The following is a 22,861-nucleotide window of genomic DNA, read 5'->3' on the forward strand; positions in this document are numbered from 1 at the left end:
CTTTACCATCCGCCTCAACCGGCCTGCTTCACACGCATGTACCATTCGACGAGCCGGCGAACCTGACGCTCGGTGTAGCCACGCTCCACCATGCGTGCGACGAACTCGCCGTGCTTCTTCTCCGTCTCGCCGTCCTTCTTCGATCCGAAAGAGATGACCGGAAGCAGGTCCTCGACTTGCGAGAATATCCTCTTTTCGATCACGTCGCGAATCTTCTCGTAGGAGGTCCAGGTCGGATTTTTGCCACCGTGCTGGGCCCGCGAGCGTAACGAGAATTTGACGACCTCGTTGCGGAAGTCCTTGGGGTTGGCGATGCCCGCCGGCTTCTCGATTTTGGTCAGCTCCTGGTTCAAAAGCTCGCGATCGAGCAGCTGGCCGGTGTCGGGATCCTTGAAGTCCTGGTCCTCGATCCAGGCGTCGGCATAGTCGACGTAGCGGTCGAACAGATTCTGGCCGTAATCCGAGTAGGATTCGAGATAGGCCTTCTGGATTTCGTTGCCGATAAACTCGGCGTAGCGCGGCGCCAGATCCGCCTTGATGAATTCGAGATAGCGCTTCTCGACTTCCTCCGGCAGCTGCTCCCGGCGGATCGACTGCTCCAGTGCGTACATCAGATGCACGGCGTCGGCGGCGACCTCCTGCGGATCGTGGTTGAAGGTCGCAGCCAGGATCTTGAAGGCGAAGCGGGTGGAGACGCCGTCCATGCCCTCGTCGACACCGGCGGCGTCGCGATATTCCTGGACGCTGCGCGCCTTCGGATCGGATTCCTTCAGGCTCTCGCCGTCGTAGACCCGCATCTTGCCGAACAGGGTGGAGTTCTCGTGCTTGCGCAGGCGCGACATCACCGAGAACCGCGCCAGCGTCTCCAGCGTCGAAGGCGCGCAAGGCGCCGACGCGAGCTCGGAGCCCTGGATCAGCTTCTCGTAGATCTTCTGCTCCTCGGTGACGCGCAGGCAGTAAGGCACCTTGATCACGCAGATGCGGTCGATGAAGGCTTCGTTGTTCTTGTTGGCCTTGAAGCTCGCCCACTCGGCCTCGTTGGAGTGCGCGAGGATGACGCCGGTGAACGGGATCGCGCCGATGTTCTCGGTGCCGATATAGTTGCCCTCCTGCGTCGCGGTCAGCAGCGGGTGCAGCATCTTGATCGGCGCCTTGAACATCTCGACGAACTCGAGCACGCCCTGGTTGGCGCGGTTGAGGCCGCCGGAATAGCTGTAGGCGTCGGGATCGTTCTGTGCGTAGGTCTCGAGCTTGCGGATATCGACCTTGCCGACCAGCGAGGAGATGTCCTGGTTGTTCTCGTCACCGGGCTCGGTCTTGGAGATCGCAATCTGGCGCAGCCGCGACGGCTGGATTTTTGCGACACGAAACTGGGAGATATCGCCGCCGAAGGCTTCCAGCCGCTTGTAGCACCACGGGCTCATCAGGCCGGTGAGACGACGGCGCGGAATGCCGTATTTCTCTTCCAGCATCGGCCCGAGATGATCGGGATCGAACAGGCTGAGCGGGCTCTCGAACACCGGCGAGAGCTCGTCGCCGGCCTTGAGCACGTAGATCGGATGCACTTCCATCAGCGACTTCAACCGCTCGGCGAGCGAGGATTTGCCGCCGCCGACCGGCCCGAGCAGATAGAGGATCTGCTTGCGCTCCTCCAGGCCCTGCGCCGCATGGCGGAAGAAACCAACGATGCGCTCGATGGTTTCTTCCATGCCGTAGAAGCCGGCGAAGGCCGGATAGGTGCGGATCGTGCGGTTCAAAAAAATACGGCCAAGGCGTGGGTCCTTGGCCGTGTCAATCGTCTGGGGCTCGCCGATCGCCGCTAGTAGTCGTTCGGCCGCGTTCGCGTATTTCATGGGATCGCTTCGACACGATTCCAGATATTCCGCCATCGACATGTCGTGCTGGCTTCTCGCCTCGAACGACCGAGCGAAAGCGTTGAATAGAGAATCGTTGTACATGATCCCTCTCCGCGTGAGTTCCGCTACAAGCTGAAACGAAAGCAGTTACCGGACCGTTCCTCAGGCCGTTTCGAATCAGCGTGAGCACATGACGATCATTGGACACCCGGGTGCCGACACCACGCAACGCACAACGTAGGCACTCGTTGAGTTACGAACAGGCACCTGCCCGTATTTTGTGCGAATCTCTGTCTATATTGGCTCATTTCCAGAAAATGTCACTCAGTCGCAACATCCGGGCGTTACCGGGGATGAGTCCATCCGGCGTTGCAGCATAGCGATCTGCGAGCGGCGATCTTATGACGCTTGTACGGCGAAGCCTTGAGCGCCGCCTTGGTTTCCACCTTGGGTGCCGCGTTCATCTTCCTGCTGCAATGCGGCGCGCGGAGTGCTGGCAGCGTGACAGTCGCGGCAAGCGCGCAGCAATGTATCAAAATCGGTCGCCAGGCCGTCCGACAGGATGACGATACGATCGTTTCGCACGCAACGGGCCAAATCGCGGATGCCGCAGAGCTGCTGCTGCAAGGCCGGCGTCGGCGTCAGCACGATCATCTTGTGGCCGCGGCTTTCCTCAGCCGAAATCTCTGCAATCGAATCCCACGGCAGAAATTCATTGCCGATGCGGAGATCGCGGATGCCGTAGGGGGTGACGACCACCACCGCCCCCCGTTCGGCGGGCAGCATCCAGATCAGCCAACAGGTCACCAGGCCGAACAGCGCGACGCCGGCATAGCCGAGCGTCGTGTCGTAGTCGCCCAAACCGTCCCACAAGTCGAAGGCGAGGCTGGCGCTGAGCAGGGTCATCGCAAAGCCAGCCGCGACCAGCAGCCGCAACCGCGTCGCGCATCGCCTGATTTCGAGATCGCGGGATGCGTCGATGGTCATGGCAGATTGCTGGCTGTCGGCAACACCAAACGCCAGACCTTGAGGATGGGCGTGCATGCTCTTCCCCAGCATGGCCATTCGCGGCCGAACCACGATGCACCAGACGGACCGGAATCCGCTGATGGCACTCCACGCAGCCACTGGCTGACGACGAAGCGGCCGGCGTTACGCAACGAGACCCGGCCGAACCTTCGGCCAACGACTTTTTACGCAACAACCGCTACTCCCGCCCGGATCGCCATGATCGCGACGGAGTTACACTGGAGGTATGACGCCTGTACCCTTGATTGGTTCCCTCCCGGGTGCATGTAAGCTAGAGGATAGCGCGTCAGGACCGGCGCGGAAACCCCTCGCCCGCAGGCTTGGAGATAAATAAGCATCATGAATCCCGTCAAAGAACTGGAAAAGCACGGACAAGCCGTCTGGCTGGACTTCCTGGCCCGCGGCTTCATCGCCAAGGGCGACCTGAAGCGGCTGATCGAGACCGATGGCGTCAAGGGCGTCACCTCCAACCCCTCGATCTTCGAGAAGGCGATCGGCAGCTCGGACGAGTATGACGCCCCGATCGGCAAGGCGCTGAAGCGCGGCGACCGGACCGTGGCCGACCTGTTCGAGGCCGTCGCGATCGAGGACATCCAGAATGCAGCCGACGTGCTGCGCCCGGTCTATGACCGCCTCGAGGGCGGCGACGGCTATGTCAGCCTGGAGGTCTCGCCCTATCTCGCCATGGACACATCAGGCACGGTCGCTGAGGCTCGCCGGCTCTGGAAGGATGTTGGTCGCAAGAACCTGATGGTGAAGGTGCCGGCGACGCCGGAAGGCCTGCCGGCGATCGAGCAGCTGATCGGAGACGGCATCAGCATCAACATCACGCTGCTGTTCTCCAAGGCGGTCTACCTCCAGGTGGCCGAAGCCTACATCGCCGGCCTCGAAAAATACGTCGCAGGCGGCGGCGACCCCTCGCATGTCGCGAGCGTGGCCAGCTTCTTCGTCAGCCGTATCGACAGCGTGGTCGACAAGCAGCTCGACGACAAGATCGCCCGCGCCAACGATCCGTCCGAGAAGGAGCGGCTCGCCGCGCTCAAGGGCAAGATCGCGATCGCCAACGCCAAGGTCGCCTACCAGGACTACAAGCGCCTGTTCTCGGGTCCCCGCTGGGACAAGCTCGCCGCCAAGGGCGCCAAGCCGCAGCGGATGCTGTGGGCCTCGACCGGCACCAAGAACAAGGATTACAGCGACGTCCTCTATGTCGAGGAGCTGATCGGTCCAGACACCATCAACACCGTGCCGCCGGCAACGCTGGATGCGTTCCGCGACCACGGCAAGCCGCGCGACAGCCTGGAAGAGAACGTCGAGGACGCCTACCGCGTGCTGGAAGAGCTGGAGCGCTCCGGCGTCTCGCTGGACGCCATCACCGAGGAGCTCGTCAAGGACGGCGTCAAGCTGTTCGCGGACGCCGCCGACAAGCTCTACGGCGCCGTCGCCCACAAGCGCGCCACGGTGCTTGGGCCCGCGCTGGACCGCCAGTCTCTCTCGCTCGGCGACGGGCTCGACAAGGCCGTAACCAAGAGCACGGAGGAATGGCGGGCGTCCGCGAAAATCCGCAGGCTGTGGCAGCGCGACAAGTCGGTCTGGACCGGCACGGACGAGGACAAATGGCTCGGCTGGCTCGACAGCGCCGCCAAGGCCGACGTCGCCGATTACGAGGACTACGCCGGCCGCGTGAAGGGGCAGAAGTTCTCCGACGCCGTCGTGCTCGGCATGGGCGGATCGAGCCTCGGGCCGGAGGTGCTGGCCGAGACTTTCGGGAAAAAGCCCGGCTTCCCGAAGCTGCATGTGCTGGATTCCACCGATCCGGCGCAGGTGCGGGCGATGGAGGCCCGGATCGACATCTCCAACACCGTGTTCATCGTCTCCAGCAAGTCCGGCGGCACCACCGAGCCGAACGCGATGAAGGACTATTTCCATGAGCGCGTTGCGCAAGCACTCGGCCCGAAGGCGAAGACCGGCTTCCGCTTCATCGCGGTGACCGATCCCGGCTCATCGCTGGAGAAGGCCGCCAAGAAGCTGAACTACGCCCGCATCTTCCATGGCGAGCCCTCGATCGGCGGGCGCTATTCCGTGCTGTCGCCATTCGGCCTCGTGCCGGCGGCGACCGCCGGCATCGACGTCAAGACCTTCGTCAAGCATGCGCTGGCCATGGCGCGCTCCTGCGGACCGGACGTGCCGCCGAGCGAAAACCCGGGCGTGCAGCTTGGCCTTGCCATCGGCCTCGCCGGCCTCGAAGGCCGCGATAAGGTGACGATCCTGTCGTCGAAGAAGATCGCCGATTTCGGCGCCTGGGCCGAGCAGCTCATCGCGGAATCGACCGGCAAGGAAGGCAAGGGCCTGATCCCGATCGAGGGCGAGCCGCTGGGCGATCCTTCCGTCTACGGCAACGATCGGTTCTTCATCGACATCCGCGTCGAGGGCGAAGCGGATGCCGCCCATGACTCCAAGCTTGCCGCGATCGAAGCGGCCGGCCACCCCGTCGTGCGCATCGTGATGAAGTCGATCGACCATCTCGGCCAGGAGTTCTTCCGCTTCGAGATGGCGACCGCTGTGGCGGGCTCGATCCTCGGCATCAACCCGTTCGACCAGCCGGACGTAGAAGCCGCCAAGATCAAGACCCGCGAGCTCACGGCGTCGTTCGAGAAGACCGGCGCCTTGCCGGAAGAGCAGCCGGTGGTCAGCACCGATGAGGCCGATCTCTACACCGACGAGGCCAACGCCACCGCGCTGCGCGCCGCCGGCGCCAACGGCGACCTCGCCTCGTGGCTCAAGGCGCATCTGTCGCGCTCCGGCGACGGCGATTACGTCGCCCTGCTCGGCTACATCGCCCGGGACAAGGTGACCATCGACGCGCTTCAGGCCATGCGGCTAGAGGTCCGCGAGAAGCGGCAGGTCGCGACCTGCGCCGAGTTCGGACCGCGCTTCCTGCACTCCACCGGGCAGGCCTACAAGGGCGGGCCCGACAGCGGCGTGTTCCTCCAGATTACCGCCGATGATGCCAAGGACCTGGCGGTGCCGGGCCAGAAGGCCAGCTTCGGCGTGATCAAGGCGGCGCAGGCACGCGGCGATTTCGACGTGCTCACCGAACGCGGCCGGCGCGCGCTACGCGTGCACCTCAAGGGCGGACTCAAGAAGGGTCTCGCGGCACTCAATGCGGCACTCAACGACGCGCTGAACTAAGGGAATATCGCAGATGCAACTCGGCATGATCGGCCTCGGCCGAATGGGCGGCAACATCGTTCGCCGCCTGATGCGCCAGGGACACTCGACCGTGGTCTATGACAAGGACGCCAAGGCCGTAGCTAGCCTTGCCGCGGACGGTGCGGTCGGCTCCTCGACGCTCGAAGACTTCATCTCGAAGCTTGAGCGGCCGCGCACGGCCTGGGTGATGCTGCCTGCGGGGCACATCACCCAGACCACGATCGACACCATCGCGGGCGTGATGCAGCCAGGCGACGTCATCATCGATGGCGGCAACACCTTCTGGCAGGACGATGTCCGCCGCGGCAAGGCGCTGAAGGAACGCGGCATCCACTATGTCGACGTCGGCACATCGGGCGGTGTCTGGGGCCTCGACCGCGGCTATTGCATGATGATCGGCGGCGAGAAGCAGGTGGTCGACCGGCTCGATCCGATCTTCGCCGCGCTGGCGCCCGGCGCCGGCGACATTCCACGCACGGAAGGACGCGAGGGCCGCGATCCCCGCATCGAGCAGGGTTACATCCATGCCGGCCCGGTCGGCGCCGGCCACTTCGTCAAGATGATCCACAACGGCATCGAATACGGCCTGATGCAGGCCTATGCCGAAGGTTTCGACATCCTCAAGAACGCCAACATCGCGGCTCTCCCGGCAGATCACCGCTACGATTTCGATCTCGCCGACATCGCCGAAGTGTGGCGGCGCGGCAGCGTGATCCCGTCCTGGCTGCTCGATCTCACCTCGACGGCGCTCGCCGACAGCCCGCAGCTGGCGGAATATTCCGGCTTCGTCGAAGATTCCGGCGAAGGACGCTGGACCGTGAACGCGGCGATCGACGAGGCCGTGCCGGCCGAAGTTTTGACCGCGGCGCTCTACACACGTTTCCGTTCCCGCCAGGAACACACCTTCGCCGAAAAAATTCTCTCCGCGATGCGCGCAGGTTTTGGCGGTCACAAGGAGCCGAAGCAGCCGGGCGCCGCGAAGCCCAAATAAGAGCTCAGTAAGCGTAACTAAGCGAAGGCCGACAATTCGTGACAAAAGACCCGCAAGTAAAGCGCAAGCCGGAAAATTGCGCCTTCGTCATCTTTGGCGTGACCGGCGACCTCACTCATCGGCTGGTGATGCCGTCGCTCTACAATCTGGCGGCCGAGCATCTGTTGCCGGAAAAGTTCTGCGTCGTCGGCGTGGCCCGCAGGGGGCAGTCGGATGACGAACTGCGCAACAGCCTGTTGAAGGGACTGCGCCAGTTCGCGACCCGTCCCGTGGACGACGACATCGCAAAGAAGCTGCTGGAATGCGTGACCTTCGTCGAGGCCGATCCGAAGGACCCGCCGTCGTTCGATCGCCTGCGCGAGCACCTGGATTCGCTGGAATGCGCGCAGGATACTGGCGGCAACCGGCTGTTCTATCTGGCAACGCCGCCCACTGCGTTCGCACCGACGGCGCGCGAGCTCGGCCGCACCGGCATGATGAAGGAGAACGGCGCCTGGCGGCGGCTCGTGATCGAAAAGCCGTTCGGGACCGACCTCGCCTCGGCCAAGGCGCTGAACGCCGAGTTGCTGAAGATCATGGACGAGCACCAGATCTACCGGATCGATCATTATCTCGGCAAGGAGACCGTGCAGAACATCCTGGTGCTGCGCTTTGCCAACGGCATGTTCGAGCCGATCTGGAATCGCAACCACATCGATCACATCCAGATCACCGTGGAAGAGAAGCTCGGCGTCGGCCATCGCGGCGGCTTCTACGATGCCACCGGCGCGCTGCGCGACATGGTGCCGAACCACCTGTTCCAACTGATGTCGCTGGTGGCGATGGAGCCGCCGGCGCGCTTCGACGCCCATTCCGTGCGCTCCGAGAAGGCCGAGGTGCTCACGTCGATCCAGCAGCCGAGCCGCGAGGATGCGCTGCAAAACTCGGTCCGCGCGCAATATCTCGCGGGCCGCGTCGGCGACGACGATATCCCGGACTACCACAAGACCCAGGACGTCAAGCCCGGCAGCAGCACCGAAACCTTTGTTGCGCTGAAACTGATGATCGACAATTGGCGCTGGGCCGGCGTGCCGTTCTATTTGCGCACCGGCAAGGCGCTGGGCCACAAGCGCACCGAAGTCGCGATCAAGTTCAAGCAGGCGCCGCTGTCGATGTTCTCAGGCACGACCGTCGATCGCCTGTCGCAGAATTTTCTCACCATCGGCATTGCGCCGACCGAGACCATCGAGCTGCAGTTCAACGCCAAGATCCCGGGGCCGAGCGTCACCATCGACGGCGTCGAGATGAAATTCCGCTACGGCGATTATTTCCGGGCCGATCCCTCGACCGGCTACGAGACGCTGATCTACGACTGCATGATCGGCGACAACATCCTGTTCCAGCGCGCCGACGGCATCGAGGCCGGATGGCAGGCAGTGCAGCCGTTCCTGGACGCCTGGAAAAGCGCGGGCACCAACGGCATCGAGACCTATGAAGCCGGCAGCGACGGCCCGGCCTGCGCCGACGAGCTGCTCCGGCGCGACGGACGAAGCTGGCGGAAATTTTCGTGATGGCGGCGGCCGGACTGCCGGAGCTGATCGTCGCGGCCGACGCCGGGGCGCTGGCGCAAGCCGCGGCCGAACGGGTGATGGTGCGGATCAAGGCCAACCCCTCGCGCATCGCGATCTGCCTCACCGGCGGCTCCAGCCCGAAAAAGCTCTATCAATTGCTCGGCAGCGAGCCCTGGCGCGGCAAGATCCCGTGGGACCGCGTGCACTGGTTCATCGGCGACGAACGCTTCGTGCCTGAGAGCGATCCGCTCAACAACATGGCGGTCGCGCGCGCGGCCTTTCTCGACCGCAATGCGCCCTCCGGCCATATCCACCCGATCCCGACCACGGCTGACAATCCGGACCGAAGCGCCGAGGCCTATGCGCGCGAGCTGCAGGCCTTCTACGGTTCTGAAAATCTCGATCCGGCGCGGCCGTTGTTCGACTTGGTCCTGATGGGCGCCGGCCCCGACGGCCACACCGCCTCGCTCTTCCCGGGCTTCCCCGAAATCGAGGAGACCGAACGCTGGGTGGTCGGGGTGCCCAAGGCCAATGTCGCGCCTTTCGTGCCGCGGATCTCGCTCACTTTGCCCGCTCTGGCGTCCTGCCGCGAAATGCTGTTCGAGATTGCCGGGCATGACAAGCAGCCGATCTTGACGCGCCTCGTCAATGGCGAGACTCTGCCGGCCTTACGCGCGCGCTCGAATGGTGAGACCGTCTGGCTGGTCGACAGGGCCGCGCTTCCGGAGGGAATTCGTGGCGGGCGTTGAAGCACCTTGTGCATTGATCGTGATGGGCGTGTCGGGTTCGGGCAAGAGCACGGTTGCGGAAGCACTCGGCGAGCGGCTCGGTTGGCGCTTCGAGGACGGCGACGGCTTTCATCCCGCCAGCAATGTCGAGAAGATGCGGGCCGGCCATCCCCTCACCGACGAGGACCGCTGGCCCTGGCTCAACGCCATCGCCGACGAAATCGCACAGGTTTGCGACAAGGGCGGGCATATCATCATCGCCTGCTCGGCGCTGAAGCACACCTATCGTGACGTGCTGCTGCGTGGACGCGACGACGTCCGCTTCGTGTTCCTGAAGGGAACCAAGGAGCTGATCGCCGAACGGCTGGCGCAGCGCAAGGGGCATTTCATGCCGCCTGGGCTACTGACGAGCCAGTTCGACACGCTGGAGCCGCCGGAGGCGGGCGAGCACGTCATCACCGTCTCGATCGACGAAACCGTCGAAGCGATCGTGGACGGCGTGGTGCGGCAGCTGAAACTGGGTACTGCGAAACGCTGAGGCAAAACCGTTAGGTCCTGTCATGACGCAAATCTCACTCGTAGTGTCCGACGTCGACGGCACGCTGCTGACCAAGGACAAGACGCTGACGGAACGCGCGAGGAGTGCGGTGCAGCGGCTGCACAAGGCCGGCATCGGCTTCACCATCACCTCCAGCCGTCCCGCCATCGGCATGCGCTTCCTGATCGAGCCGCTGGCGCTCTGGCTGCCGGTCGGCCCGTTCAACGGCTCCTCGATCGTCGATCCGGAGATGCGGCCGGTCGAGCAGCACCTAATCCCGGCCAGCGCGGCCGAGCGGTCCTTGCAGATCCTCCGCAAGTTCGGCGCCGACATCTGGCTGTTCACCACCGACAAGTGGCTGATCGACAACCCCAGCGGTAAATACGTCGCGCACGAGCAGCATACGATCCGCTCCGATCCCACCATCGTGACGGACTTTTCGCCTTACCTTTCGAGCGCCTGCAAGATCGTCGGCGCCAGCGCCGACGCCGCCAGGCTCGAGGCTTGCGAGAAGGCGATGCAGGAGGCGCTAGGCAACGAGGCAACGGCAGTGCGCTCGCAGACCTATTATCTCGACATCACCCCGCCCGGCTTCAACAAGGGCACCTTCGTCGAGGCGATGGCCAGGCGCCTGGGCATTGCGACCGGCGCCGTCGCCACCATCGGCGACATGCAGAACGACCTTGCGATGTTCGCCGTCAGCGGCATCTCGATCGCCATGGGCAACGCCACCGACAACGTCAAGGACCAGGCGACGCACGTCACCGCGAGCAACGAGCAGGATGGTTTTGCCGAAGCGATGGAGATGATCTTGAAGCGGAATGGGGTGGGCTGAGCGATCGGCCTAATTCGGTGTGCGATCTTGGGAATTGAACATCTCACTCTTCTGGATGATGGCGCGCAGCTATTCCGGCGGGCGCTGACCTCAGATGCGGTGAGCCAGCTCAAGGCAATCCTGTCCCATCTGCCGCCTGACCACGCGGGCCTGAGACTAAGAGGCGTCGACGGCCTCGCGCCCTTCCTGGCCACGAGCGGAGATATCGGAAGCTGTGCCGCGTCGGCGCTTGGAGAAGCCTGCCGCCCGGTCAGGGCCATCCTGTTCGACAAGACGGCTGCGACGAACTGGGCTTTGGGCTGGCATCAGGATCGCACGGTCGCCGTGAAAGCGCGCGTACCGGTCGACGGCTTCGAAACATGGAGCGTCAAGAGCGGCATGCAACACGTCGAGCCGCCCTTCGCATTGCTATCGGGTATGGTAACTCTGCGAGTTCATATTGATCCTGTCCCGGCAAGCAATGCGCCGCTTCTGATCGCGCCCGGATCGCATAAGCTTGGGCGGATTGCCGAGGAGGACGTAAAGGACGTCGTCCGGCATTGTGGCACCATCGCGTGTGTGGCCGAGGCAGGCGATATCTGGCTCTACGCGACGCCGATTCTCCATGCATCGGAGGCGGCGACCACTCCGATGCATCGCCGCGTCCTGCAAGTCGACTTTGCCGTAGGCGAGCTTGCGGGCGGCCTAGAGTGGCTCGGGGTCTAGGGGCAAGCGGCTATGACTATTTCGACCGCTGCACCGCCGGCTTCTCGCTCTCCTGTCTTGCCGCCGACAGATTATGCGCGGTGTTGATCAGCGCGATGTGCGTCAGCGCCTGCGGAAAGTTGCCGGTCTGGCGGCGGGCGACTGAATCGTATTCCTCCGCCAGCAAGCCGACATCGTTCGCGATGCCCACGACGCGATCGAGCAAGATCTGCGCCTTGTCGAGATCGCCGGCGAGCACATGGGCATCGGCGAGCCACAGGCTGCAGGCCAGAAACGCGCCTTCGAGCGGCGGCTGCCCCGCAGGCAGCTCGCGCGGATCGTGCCGCAGCACGAAGCCGTCGCGCATCAGGCATGTCTCGACCGCGGCGATGGTGCCACGGATGCGCGGGTCCGACGGCGGCAGGAAGCCCACGGCCGGCAGGAGCAGCACGCTGGCGTCGAGCAGCTTCGAGCCGTAGGATTCGACGAAGGCATTTTCCTCCATGTCGAACCCCCGATTGCAGACGTCGCGATGAATGGCCTCGCGCAAGGTACGCCAGTGCAGCAGCGGCGCCTTGAAGCCGAAGGTCTCGGCGCTCTTGATGCCGCGGTCGAAGGCGACCCAGGTCATCACCTTGGAGAAGACGTAATGCCTGGGCTGGCCGCGCCGCTCCCAGATGCCGTGATCGGGCCGGTCCCAGACTTCGGCCAGATGATTGAGCACGGCACATTCCAGCGCCCATGTCGTTTCATCATCGAGCTTGAGCTTGGCCATGCGCGACTGGTGGAAGGCGTCGATCAGCTCACCGTAGACGTCGAGCTGGAGCTGCGCATGCGCGGCATTGCCGACGCGCACCGGCCTCGCGCCCTCATAGCCGTCGAGCCAGCCCGCCTCCCATTCCAAGAGCCGCCGCTGGCCCCAGATGCCGTACATGATCTGCATGTTCGCCGGAGAGCCGGCCGCCGCGCGCAGCAGCCAATTGTGCCAGGCCAGCGCTTCCTCGGTATAGCCCGAGTTCATCAGCGCCAGCAGCGTGAAGGTGGCGTCGCGCAGCCAGCAGAAACGATAATCCCAGTTCCTGCTGCCCCCGAGCTTTTCCGGCAGCGAGGTGGTGGGTGCCGCGACGATGCCGCCGGTCGGCGCGAAGGTCAGCGCCTTCAGCGTGATCAGCGAGCGCATGACGAGGTCTTGATAGTCTCCGTCGCGGGCGCAATGGCCGCACCAATCCTGCCAAAACTTTTCGGTGTCCTGAAGCGCGATCTCCGGATCGATCGGCGCGGGCGGCTCCAGATGCGAGGGGCCGTAGGTCAGCACGAAGGGTACCGTCTCGCCGGCCTTCACCTCGAAATCGGACACCGTGGTCAGATCCTCGCCGCGGGTCTCGACCGGCGTGCGCAGCACCGTCATGTCCTGGCCGGCGATTGCCATCAGCGAATGGTCGATCCGCCGCACCCAGGGGATATCGGTACCGAAGCCGAAGCGGATGACGAGCTCCATCCGCATCTTCACCGCGCCGCTGACGCCGCGGACCAGCCGCACGATGTCGGACGCCTTGCCGCGCGGCGGCATGAAATCGATCAGCGCGACGGTGCCGCTCTTCGTCTCGAAACGCGTTTCGAGGATGAGAGTGTTGCCGAGATAGCGGCGCGAAATCTTCGTGACGTCCTCGCCCGGTGCGATCAGCCAGCGGCCATTCTTGTGGGTGCCGAGGATGGCGGCAAAGCAGGCATCGGAATCGAAGGCCGGCCAGCACAGCCAGTCGATCGAGCCGTTGCGCCCGACCAGCGCCGCGGTCTCGCAATCACCGATCAGCGCATAGTCCTCGATCCTCTGAGACAATGTCGTGCGAGCCTTGAAAGAGCCCTTGTAACCCTCGCGCGTCAACTCCCGCCATTCAGCGAACGTTCCCGCGTCGCGGCTCGCAAGGCCGTGAGGTCGACCTTCGCGGCGATCTTGTCGAGCGCGACCGGCAAGCGCTGACGCCAGTTCGGATGTTCGTCGATCGTGCCGGGAATGTTGGGCTGGTCGATCACGCCGAGCAGGTCCTCCATTGAGACCGCGAGCAGCCGCGACGGCGTGCGCGACAGGAAGGCCAGCACGGAATAGAGGTCGTTGGCACGAATGCCGTTCTGGCGCAGGATCTCGTCGAGCCTGCCGAGCGCATCCCAGCGCGCCTGGTCGTTCTCGCCGGGATCGAGCCCGAGCGAGCGCTTCATCTTGAGGTCACTGAAGGAGCGCCAGCCGGCATAGGTCGACAAATCATGCGTGTTCAGCGTGACCAGCGCGTTGGGCCGGTAATGGTCGACGTTGCGGAAATGGCCGGCATCGTCGCGCTCGAACATCATGACGAGATAGGACCAGATACCGAAATCCTGCATCATCTCGCGAAAACCTTCCGGCACGGTGCCGAGATCCTCGCCGATCACGATGCATTTGTGGGCCGCGCTCTCGCGCGCCACCGCGCCAAGCAGCGCCTCGAACGGCATCTGCACATAGGCACCGTTGTCCGGCTTGAAGCCGCGCGGCACCAGATAAAGCCGCTTCAGCCCGAGCACGTGATCGAGCCTGATAGCGCCGGCATGGCGCATTGAAGCGGCGAGCATGTCGGCGAACGGCACGAAGGATTGCGCTTCCAGGCCGCCGGCGTTGAAGCCGGCAAGGCCCCAGTCCTGGCCGATGGTGTTGAGCACGTCGGGCGGCGCGCCGACGGCGAGATGACGGGAGATCGCCATCTGCTCGTTCCAGGCATCGAAGCCGTTGGACTGCACGCCGACGGCGACATCGAGATAGAGCCCGACGCGCATGCCGAGCTGGCTGGCAAGCTCCTTGGCAGCATGCAGCTGGCTATCTGCGGTCCATTGCACGAATTCGACGAACTCGACCTCGCGCTTGTCAGGCCCATTGCGCAAGCTGGCGCATTTTGCCTCATCCGGTTGCTGCCATTCAACCGGCCATTCCCACCATGGCGCGGTGAAACGATGGCGCAGCACCTCGAAGCAGGCGAAGCGGGACAATAGGGGCGCGCGGGCGGCGCGGAAGGCGTCGAACGCCTTGCGGCGCGCCGCGCTTGCCGTCGTCACGAAGCTGTCAAAGGCGGCGCGCAGGCCCAGCCATTTCAACGCCGCCATATCGGCATAGGGGACGCGGTCGCCTTGGCGCAGACGCGCCGCGGTCGCGGCTGCGTCGGGGACGAGGTCTGCGGAGAATTCGGGAATGGCCTCGACGTCGATATAGAGCGGATTGAGGAACAGCCGGCTGTTCGGCGAATAAGGGCTGCAATCGGCCGGGTGGTCGTCGAACAGGACATGCAGCGGATTGAGCCCGACGCCGTCGGCCCCGAGCTGCTTTGCGAGCCGGACCAGATCGGCGAGATCGGTGAAATCGCCAATGCCCCAATTGCGGTCCGAACGGACGCTGTAGAGCTGCACGGCAAGCAGCCAGCCGCGGTCGAAATCGCCGCCGAAGGCGCGCTCGGGCGCCACGATCATCGGCACCTCTTCCGTCACACCTTCCGCATCAGTCAGTGTCAACCGGTGATAGCCGAGCGGCAGGCCGGCAGGCCAGGCGATCACGGGCTCGCGGGCCTTGCCCTCGGCGATCACCTCCGCCTTTGCGGTCAATTTCCACTTCAGCGGCGGCGCGCCGATCGTCGCCAATTCGGTGCGCGGATGCCCTAAGGCGCGGACCACGACCGGCCCGCTGACGAAGCGATAAACCCGCTTCTCCGGCAGGGCATCGAGGATGGATTTGAGGGCCACGGGATCGGTGACCCGCAGCTTTCCGAGGGCGTCGATGAATTCGGATTGAACGCCCTTGATGCGGGCTTGAGCTAAAAGATCCATTCGGCACGCAGCTTGCAGGCCACCCTTTTGCCGGGGGCATCAATTTTAACGAGACGGTGGAAGACGTTAGTCAGCCCTAACTCGCAGACCGCGCTACCCGTTCCCGAGGGAACTAATGACACACAACCGGCTTTCTATATAGGTATCAAGCGTAGGTTCCCGACAAGGGAAACGGGCTCCTGCTTTCTTGTCAATGGCATCACCGTGAACAAGACAATTCAAACTGTCGAAAGTGCCGCAGCCGGCAGCGCTTTCCTGATCGAGGACGTCTATCCCGCAATCGACGCCGGCCGCTTCGCCGTGAAGCGGATCGCGGGTGAGCGCATGGAGGTGTGGGCCGATGTCTACCGCGATGGCGACGCCGTGGTCGGGGCCGCGCTGATCTGGCGCCGCGAGCAGGACCGCGACTGGAAGCACGAGCCGATGGACCATCGGGGCAACGACCGCTGGTCCGGCGGATTCACACCCGTTGAGCCCGGGCAATACGTCTATGCCGTCGAGGCCTGGACCGACGAGTTCGCCACCTGGTCGCACGGGGTCGCGCGCAAGCAGCGAATGGGTGCCGATGTCAGCCTCGATGCGATCGAGGGGGCCGGGCTCCTGACCAAGGCGCATGGCGCGCGACAGGACGCGGCGGCCGTCATCGTCAAACAGTGCGAGGATTATCTTCAGACTGGCGATGTCGCCTCGCTGCTTGCCGCCGAGCTCGGCAATGCCATGGCAGAGAGCCAGTCCAGGCCAGACCTGACCCGCTCGCAGCCCTTCCCGCTGACCGTCGACCGCGACAAGGCGCGCTTCGGCGCCTGGTATCAGATGATGCCGCGCAGCCAGAGCCAGGTCGCCGGCCAGCACGGCACGCTGCGAGACTGCATCGCCCGCGTGCCTGATATCGCCGCGATGGGTTTTGACGTGCTCTATTTCACGCCGATCCACCCGATCGGCCGTCGCCGCCGCAAGGGCCGCAACAATGCGCCGGTGGCAACCGAAGGCGAGCCCGGCTCGCCCTACGCGATCGGAGCCGCCGAGGGCGGCCACGATGCGCTGCATCCCGAGCTCGGCACCATCGAGGATTTCCGCGCGCTGGTCGCGACTTGCCTGGAATATGGTCTCGAGCTCGCGCTTGATTTCGCCGTGCAATGCTCGCCCGACCATCCCTGGCTGACGCAGCATCCGGAATGGTTCAAATGGCGGCCGGACCGCTCGGTGCGGACGGCCGAGGGACCCTATTCGGACATCGTGATCCCCGATTTCAACTCCGTCGACAGGGCCGGGCTGTGGAATGGGTTTCGCGACGCCATGCTGTTCTGGATCGATCAAGGCGTCACCATCTTCGCCATCGACAACCACGACACCGCGCCGCTTGCGTTCTGGGACTGGCTGGTCCGCGACATCCGCCGCCGGCATCCCGAGGTGATCCTGTTCTCCAAGACGTTTGCCCGGCCGAAGCTGATGAAGGGCCTCGCCAAGCTCGGCTTTGCGCAGTCCTTCACCTATTTCCCGTGGCACACGACAAGGTGGGAGCTGGAGCAATATCTCGGCGAGCTGACGCGCTATCCCGAGCGCGACTTCTATCGCCCGAACCTGTTCGTCAACACGCCCGACCTGCTGCCCTATCATCTCCAGAGCGGCGAAGCCTGGGCATTCAAGTCGCGCCTCGCGCTGGCGGGGACATTGTCGGGCAATTACGGCGTCTACAGCGGGTTCGAGTTGCTCGAACACGAGGCGATGCCCGGCCGCGAGGAATATCTGGATTCCGAGAAATACCAGATCCGGCAACGCGACTGGGACCGGCCCGGCAACATCAAGTCCTACATTGCCGCGCTCAACCGCATACGCAACGACAATGCCGCGCTCCAGCAAACGGCGAACTTGCGCTTTCTCGGCGTTGAAGACGGCGAGACGATCGCCTTCGTCAAGGAAGCGGCCGAGCCTGCCAATACCGTCCTCAGCGTGATCGCGCTTTCGGGCCATTTGCGCGAGTGCTGGCTGCCGCTGGGCGACGTCACCGTTGACGCCGGCGGGCAGCGGCACCATGTGACGAAACTCGAAAACCTTCTCACCGGCGAACAGTCCCGCATCGAATGGGGCGGGATCAGGTTGCGTATCGATCCCGACCGCGATCCGGCGCTCTTGTTCCGCTGCCTGGCGTAAGGGGTCACGCCATGAATGTTCTGTCTTCCGTCGACACCAAGAAGCTTGAGGCTGCCGAGATCGTGGATGAGCTCTGGTACAAGGACGCCATTATCTATCAGCTCCACGTCAAGGCCTTCGCCGACAGCAACAATGACGGCATCGGCGATTTCGCCGGTCTGACCGAGAAGTTGCCCTATCTGCAGGAGCTCGGCGTCACCGCGCTGTGGCTTTTGCCGTTCTATCCCTCGCCGGGGCGCGACGACGGCTACGACATCGCCGACTACGGCTCGGTCAATCCCGATTTCGGGACCATGAAGGATTTCAAGCGCTTCATCCAGGAAGCGCAGAAGCGCGGCCTGCGCGTCATCACCGAGCTGGTCGTCAACCACACCTCGGACCAGCACAAATGGTTCAAGCGCGCGCGCCGCAGCCATCCCGGCTCCAGCGCCCGCAACTGGTATGTCTGGAGCGACACCGACCAGAAATACCAGGGCACACGGATCATCTTCACCGACACCGAGAAGTCGAACTGGACCTGGGATCACGAGGCCGGTGCGTTCTACTGGCACCGCTTCTTCTCGCACCAGCCGGATCTCAATTTCGACAATCCGCGCGTGGTCAGCGCGCTGATCCAGGTGATGAAGCGCTGGCTGGACGCCGGCGTCGACGGCTTCCGGCTCGATGCCATTCCCTATCTGTGTGAGCGCGAGGGCACCTCGAACGAGAACCTTCCCGAGACGCATGCGATCATCAAGCGCCTGCGCCACGAGCTGGATTCCTATTCAAAGGGCAAGCTGCTGCTGGCCGAGGCCAATCAATGGCCGGAGGACGTGCAGGAATATTTCGGCCGTGGCGACGAGTGCCATATGGCCTACCACTTCCCGCTGATGCCGCGCATCTACATGGCGATCGCGCAGGAGGACCGCTTTCCGATCACCGACATTCTGCGCCAGACACCTGATATTCCGGCGAGCTGCCAATGGGCGCTGTTCCTGCGCAACCATGACGAACTGACGCTGGAGATGGTCACCGACGTCGAGCGCGACTATCTCTGGACCACCTACGCCAACGACCCGCGCGCCCGCATCAATGTCGGCATCCGCAGGCGCCTTGCGCCGCTGATGGACAACGACCGGCGCAAGATCGAGCTGATGAATTCGCTGCTGCTGTCCTTCCCCGGCACGCCGATCATCTATTACGGCGACGAGATCGGGATGGGCGACAACATCTATCTCGGCGACCGCAACGGCGTCCGCACGCCGATGCAGTGGAGCCCCGACCGCAACGGCGGCTTCTCGCGCTGTGACCCCGCCCGCCTCTACGCGCCGCTGATCATGGACCCCGTCTACGGCTACGAATCGGTAAATGTCGAAGCGCAATCGCGCAGCCTGTCGTCGCTGCTCAGCGCCACCAAGCGGCTGATCTCGGTGCGCAAGTCGACGCTCGCTTTCGGCCGCGGCACCATGACCTTCATCCGCCCAGCCAATCGCGCCGTGCTGGCCTATGTCCGGCAATATCGCGACGAGGTGATCCTCTGCGTCGCCAATTTGTCGCGCGCCGCGCAAGCGACCGAGCTCGACCTGTCGCCCTGGAAGGACCGCATCCCGCAGGAGATGCTCGGCCGCACCCGCTTCCCCGCGATCGGCGAACTGCCCTACATGATCACGCTGGGGCCTTACGGCTTCTACTGGTTCCAGCTTCAGGAACGCGACAAGTCCGAGCCGGTGACGCCGCGCGCGGTGCCGGAGTTCGAGACGCTGGTGGTGCCGGTGAACTCGAACTGGGTGTCGCTCGCCCGCGAGCGCGGCGTGTTCGAGCGCGACGTGCTACCGGGATTCTTGTCGCGGACGCGGTGGTATCCCGAGCACAATCCCAAGCAGATCAAAACCACGCTGACCTCGGCCGTGCCGTTCTGCGACATCGGCGACAACAGGCCCTGGATCGCTTTTTTCCAGAAGGCCGACCAGGGCGCCGCGTCGCGCTACGTGCTGCCGATGCAGATCGAGTGGGTGCGCTTCGACCGCGAGCGCTTCAACCCGAAGGCGCTCGCCGCCGTCCGCCAGGGTGCGCGAGAGGGCACGCTGCTCGACGTGGCGACCGATCAGATCTTCATCGGCCTGTTCCTGCGCAACCTGTCGCAGAATTTGGTGGTGGAAGAAAACAATCTGCGGCTGGAGTTCAAGGCGACGAGCCGCTTCGCCGATTACACCATCAAGGAGCCCGAACGCATCCGCGCGATCGAGCAATCGAACAGCACCGCGCTGGTCGACAACCAGTACGTCGCCAAGCTCTATCGCCAGCTCGAAGGCGGCATCAACCCCGAGATCGAGATCGGCCATTATCTCACCGAGGTCGCGCGCTTTGCCAATACGCCGGCGCTGCTCGGCAGCGTCGAGCTGGTCGAAGGCGATCAGCGCAGCACGCTCGGCGTGTTGCATGCTTATGTCGAGAACCAGGGTGACGGCTGGACCGTGACCACGGGCTATCTCGATCGCTATATCGACGAGCAGCGCGTGCTATCGGCAGGCGAAGCGCCGCGCGAGACCCAGGAGCAAGCGCCTTATCTGCACTTCATCGCGCAGATCGGCCGGCGGCTCGGCGAGTTGCATGTCGCCTTGGCGGCGGCAGAGCCGCACGATCTTGCTCCAGAGCCGATCGGCTCTGCGCACGCCAAACGATTTGTGTCCGACCTCAAGGCACGGGCCGAGCGAATTTTCGAGCGGCTGGCCGACAGCCGCGACGGCCTGCGGGAGGCGGACCGACCGTTGATCGACCGGCTCGCCGCCGTGCGCACGTCCCTGCCCGACCACCTGAATGCGCTATTGCCTTCCGGGATCGGCGGGCTGAGCATCCGTCATCATGGCGACTTCCGCCTCGGGCAAACTCTGATCGTGAAGGACGATATCTTCATCATCGACTTCGACGGCGATCCGCGTCTGCCGCTGGCCGACAAGCGGCGCAAGGCGCCGGCCGCGCGCGACGTCGCCGGCCTGATCCGCTCGATCGATCTTTCGGTTAACGCGGCGCTGAGCCGTGCGCTCACGGGCGCTTCCGACGAGCAGGGCCGGATCACCGCCGCGCTCGACGAATGGCGCGAGCGAGCCGCCGCAACCTTCCTGTCCGCCTATCGCGAAGCCATGACCGATCGACGGCTGTGGCCGGAGGATCGGCAATCCGCGGAAGGCCTGTTAAGGTTTTTCCTGCTTGATCAAGCCTTCGATGAAGTAGAGTACGAGCTGTCCAACCGGCCTGAGGGGCTCCATGCGCCGCTGACCGGACTGCTTCGCATTCTGTCCAGTGCCGGGAGCGAAGCCCATGCCTAAACTGCCTGCCGAGGCCTATGCGATCATCGAGGGCCGCCACTCCGACCCCTTCCACTATCTCGGGCTGCACCCCGAAGGCGATAAAAGCGTGGTGCGCGCTTTTCTCCCCGAGGCCTCAAATGTCGAGGCAGTTGGCGAGCATGGCGAAGTCGCTCCGCTCGACCGCGTGCATGATTCCGGCCTGTTCATCGGCGCCCTGCCCAATGGCTCGAAGCACTATCAGCTGCGCGCAAAATTCGGCGGCAACGTCGTCGAGTTTGAGGACGCCTACCGCTTTCCGCCGATCCTGACCGATTTCGACCTCTATTTGCTCGGCGAAGGCACCGATCAGCGCCTCTACGACAAGCTCGGGGCGCATCCGATGCGGCTCGAGGGCATCGACGGCATCGGCTTCGTGGTACTGGCCCCGAACGCACGCCGCGTTTCCGTGGTCGGCGATTTCAATTTCTGGGACGGACGGCGCCATCCGATGCGGGTGCGCGGCGCCGGGTATTGGGAATTGTTCATTCCGCATGCCAAAGCCGGCGATCACTACAAGTTCGAGATCATCGGGCCGCACGGCCATCTGCTTCCGCTGAAATCAGACCCGATGGCCTTTGCCAGCGAAGTCCGTCCGAAGACGGCCTCCATCGTGCTCGACGAAACGCATTTGCCACGGCCACGCCCGGCGCCTGACGGCATCAACGCGCTGTCGGCGCCGATGTCGATCTATGAGGTGCATCTCGGCTCGTGGCGTCGCAAGAACGGCGATGAATGGCTGACCTATCGCGAGCTGGCCGAACAGTTGCCGGCCTATGCCCGCGACATGGGCTTCACCCATCTCGAATTCCTGCCCGTGAGCGAGCATCCCTTCGATGGCTCCTGGGGCTATCAGCCGACCGGCCTCTATGCGCCGACCAGCCGCTTCGGCACGCCGGAGGATTTTGCCGCCCTCGTCGATGCCTGCCACCGCGAGGGTGTCGGCGTGCTGCTCGATTGGGTGCCCGGTCACTTCCCCGACGATCCGCACGGGCTCGGCAGTTTCGACGGCACCGCGCTCTACGAGCACGCCAACCCGCTCCAGGGCCGCCACCTCGACTGGGGCACCTTGATCTACAATTACGGCCGCACCGAAGTGACTAACTTCCTGGTGTCGAACGCACTGTTCTGGATGGAGCGCTATGCGATCGACGGCTTACGCGTCGATGCCGTCGCGTCCATGCTCTATCTCGACTACAGCCGGCCGCCCGGCGCCTGGATCCCGAACCAGTATGGCGGCCGCGAAAACATCGAGGCGATCAACTTCCTGCGCCGCTTCAACACCGAGGTCTTCGCGCGCTTCCCGCAGGCGACCACGGCGGCCGAGGAGTCCACCGCATGGCCGCAGGTCTCGCGCCCCGTCGAGTTCGGCGGGCTCGGCTTCGGCTACAAGTGGAACATGGGCTGGATGCACGACACGCTGAACTACATCAGCAAGGACCCTGTTCACCGCAAGCACCATCACGGCGAGATCCTGTTCGGCCTGCACTACGCGTTCTCGGAAAACTTCATCCTGCCGTTGTCCCACGACGAGGTCGTGCACGGCAAGCGCTCGATCCTCGGCCGCATGCCCGGCGACGAGTGGCAGCGCTTTGCGAATTTGCGCGCCTATTACAGCTTCATGTTCGGCCATCCCGGCAAGAAGCTGTTGTTCATGGGCGCGGAAATCGCCCAAAGCCGCGAATGGAATCACGACCAGTCGCTCGACTGGCACCTGCTCGAATACAAGTATCATTCCGGCATTCAGTCACTGATCCGGGACCTCAACCGGCTCTATCGCGCGGTGCCGGCGCTGCACCAGATGGACTGCGACCAGGCCGGCTTCGAATGGCTGATCACGGATGACGCCAACCGCAACGTGTTCGCCTGGCTGCGCAAGGGATTCGACGAGCAGGCGCGGTGTCTCGTCATCATCAACTTCTCACCCAATGTCTATCGCAACTATCGCGTTCGCGTGCCCTTTGCCGGCAAGTGGAAGGAAGTGTTCAATTCGGACTCCGCCCATTATGGCGGCAGCAATGTCGGGAACATCGGCGAGGTTCATGCCGTTGAAGGCAAGGCGCCCGAGCTCCGCCTCACCATTCCGCCGCTCGCCGCGATCTTTCTCGTTCCGGAAAGCTGAC

Annotated in this window: 14 protein-coding genes; 10 read left to right on the forward strand and 4 right to left on the reverse strand. The window is 64.0% G+C overall.

The features are described from left to right. Window positions 1-14 precede the first annotated feature (14 nt). Together BM190_RS08885 and BM190_RS08890 are read right to left on the reverse strand one after the other, a co-directional pair. Window positions 15-1,958 carry a PrkA family serine protein kinase gene (locus BM190_RS08885; RefSeq protein ID WP_092253653.1) on the reverse strand — a complete coding sequence of 648 codons (1,944 nt, stop codon included), beginning with the start codon at window positions 1,956-1,958 and terminating at the stop codon, window positions 15-17. A 297-nt stretch (window positions 1,959-2,255) separates the two neighbouring features. After that, window positions 2,256-2,921: an STM3941 family protein gene (locus BM190_RS08890; protein WP_092253655.1), complete on the reverse strand. Its 666-nt coding sequence runs from the start codon at window positions 2,919-2,921 to the stop codon at window positions 2,256-2,258. Between the two features lie 303 nt (window positions 2,922-3,224). Here BM190_RS08890 and BM190_RS08895 point away from each other — a divergent pair, with 303 nt between their 5' ends. The 7 genes from BM190_RS08895 to BM190_RS08925 are packed head-to-tail and all read left to right on the forward strand — an operon-like array spanning window position 3,225 to window position 11,442. After that, the gene (locus BM190_RS08895; RefSeq protein WP_092253657.1) at window positions 3,225-6,074 is read left to right on the forward strand and encodes a bifunctional transaldolase/phosoglucose isomerase; all 2,850 of its coding nucleotides are present in this window, start codon (window positions 3,225-3,227) and stop codon (window positions 6,072-6,074) included. Window positions 6,075-6,087: 13 nt separating this feature from the next. After that, window positions 6,088-7,086: a phosphogluconate dehydrogenase (NAD(+)-dependent, decarboxylating) gene (gene gnd / locus BM190_RS08900; RefSeq protein WP_092253659.1), complete on the forward strand. Its 999-nt coding sequence runs from the start codon at window positions 6,088-6,090 to the stop codon at window positions 7,084-7,086. A gap of 38 nt (window positions 7,087-7,124) precedes the next feature. Continuing rightward, a complete protein-coding gene (gene zwf, locus BM190_RS08905; protein ID WP_092253661.1) occupies window positions 7,125-8,636 on the forward strand; it encodes a glucose-6-phosphate dehydrogenase in 1,512 nt (503 codons plus the stop codon). Continuing rightward, the gene (pgl, locus tag BM190_RS08910; protein ID WP_177236975.1) at window positions 8,636-9,385 is read left to right on the forward strand and encodes a 6-phosphogluconolactonase; all 750 of its coding nucleotides are present in this window, start codon (window positions 8,636-8,638) and stop codon (window positions 9,383-9,385) included. Before zwf ends, pgl begins: the two co-directional genes overlap by 1 nt. Continuing rightward, window positions 9,372-9,902: a gluconokinase gene (locus BM190_RS08915; protein ID WP_092253665.1), complete on the forward strand. Its 531-nt coding sequence runs from the start codon at window positions 9,372-9,374 to the stop codon at window positions 9,900-9,902. Before pgl ends, BM190_RS08915 begins: the two co-directional genes overlap by 14 nt. A 22-nt stretch (window positions 9,903-9,924) precedes the next feature. Then, window positions 9,925-10,737: a Cof-type HAD-IIB family hydrolase gene (locus tag BM190_RS08920; protein ID WP_018318525.1), complete on the forward strand. Its 813-nt coding sequence runs from the start codon at window positions 9,925-9,927 to the stop codon at window positions 10,735-10,737. A 27-nt stretch (window positions 10,738-10,764) separates the two neighbouring features. Further along, window positions 10,765-11,442 carry a phytanoyl-CoA dioxygenase family protein gene (locus BM190_RS08925; RefSeq protein ID WP_092253667.1) on the forward strand — a complete coding sequence of 226 codons (678 nt, stop codon included), beginning with the start codon at window positions 10,765-10,767 and terminating at the stop codon, window positions 11,440-11,442. Window positions 11,443-11,458: 16 nt separating this feature from the next. Here the strand turns inward: BM190_RS08925 and BM190_RS08930 are convergent, their stop codons facing one another. Both BM190_RS08930 and malQ read right to left on the reverse strand, forming a co-directional pair. Next, window positions 11,459-13,261, reverse strand: a complete 1,803-nt coding sequence (locus tag BM190_RS08930) for a glycoside hydrolase family 15 protein (RefSeq protein ID WP_092254000.1) — start codon at window positions 13,259-13,261, stop codon at window positions 11,459-11,461. 41 nt (window positions 13,262-13,302) lie between these two features. After that, complete coding sequence (gene malQ, locus BM190_RS08935) at window positions 13,303-15,264, reverse strand: 4-alpha-glucanotransferase (protein WP_092253669.1); 1,962 nt, start codon at window positions 15,262-15,264, stop codon at window positions 13,303-13,305. A gap of 204 nt (window positions 15,265-15,468) precedes the next feature. On the opposite strand from malQ, the gene BM190_RS08940 reads away from it, so the two are divergent. Genes BM190_RS08940 through glgB form a run of 3 tightly spaced genes read left to right on the forward strand, consistent with a single transcriptional unit; the run spans window position 15,469 to window position 22,860 of the window. Further along, window positions 15,469-17,415 (forward strand): maltotransferase domain-containing protein, encoded by a 1,947-nt coding sequence (locus BM190_RS08940; RefSeq protein ID WP_092253671.1) that lies wholly within the window; start codon window positions 15,469-15,471, stop codon window positions 17,413-17,415. Window positions 17,416-17,426: 11 nt separating this feature from the next. Continuing rightward, a complete protein-coding gene (treS, locus tag BM190_RS08945; RefSeq protein ID WP_092253673.1) occupies window positions 17,427-20,720 on the forward strand; it encodes a maltose alpha-D-glucosyltransferase in 3,294 nt (1,097 codons plus the stop codon). After that, window positions 20,713-22,860 carry a 1,4-alpha-glucan branching protein GlgB gene (gene glgB / locus BM190_RS08950; RefSeq protein ID WP_177236976.1) on the forward strand — a complete coding sequence of 716 codons (2,148 nt, stop codon included), beginning with the start codon at window positions 20,713-20,715 and terminating at the stop codon, window positions 22,858-22,860. Before treS ends, glgB begins: the two co-directional genes overlap by 8 nt. Window position 22,861: the final 1 nt, after the last annotated feature.

It is taken from the genome of Bradyrhizobium sp. Rc3b, assembly GCF_900114915.1.
In the GTDB taxonomy this organism is placed as follows: Bacteria; Pseudomonadota; Alphaproteobacteria; order Rhizobiales; family Xanthobacteraceae; genus Bradyrhizobium.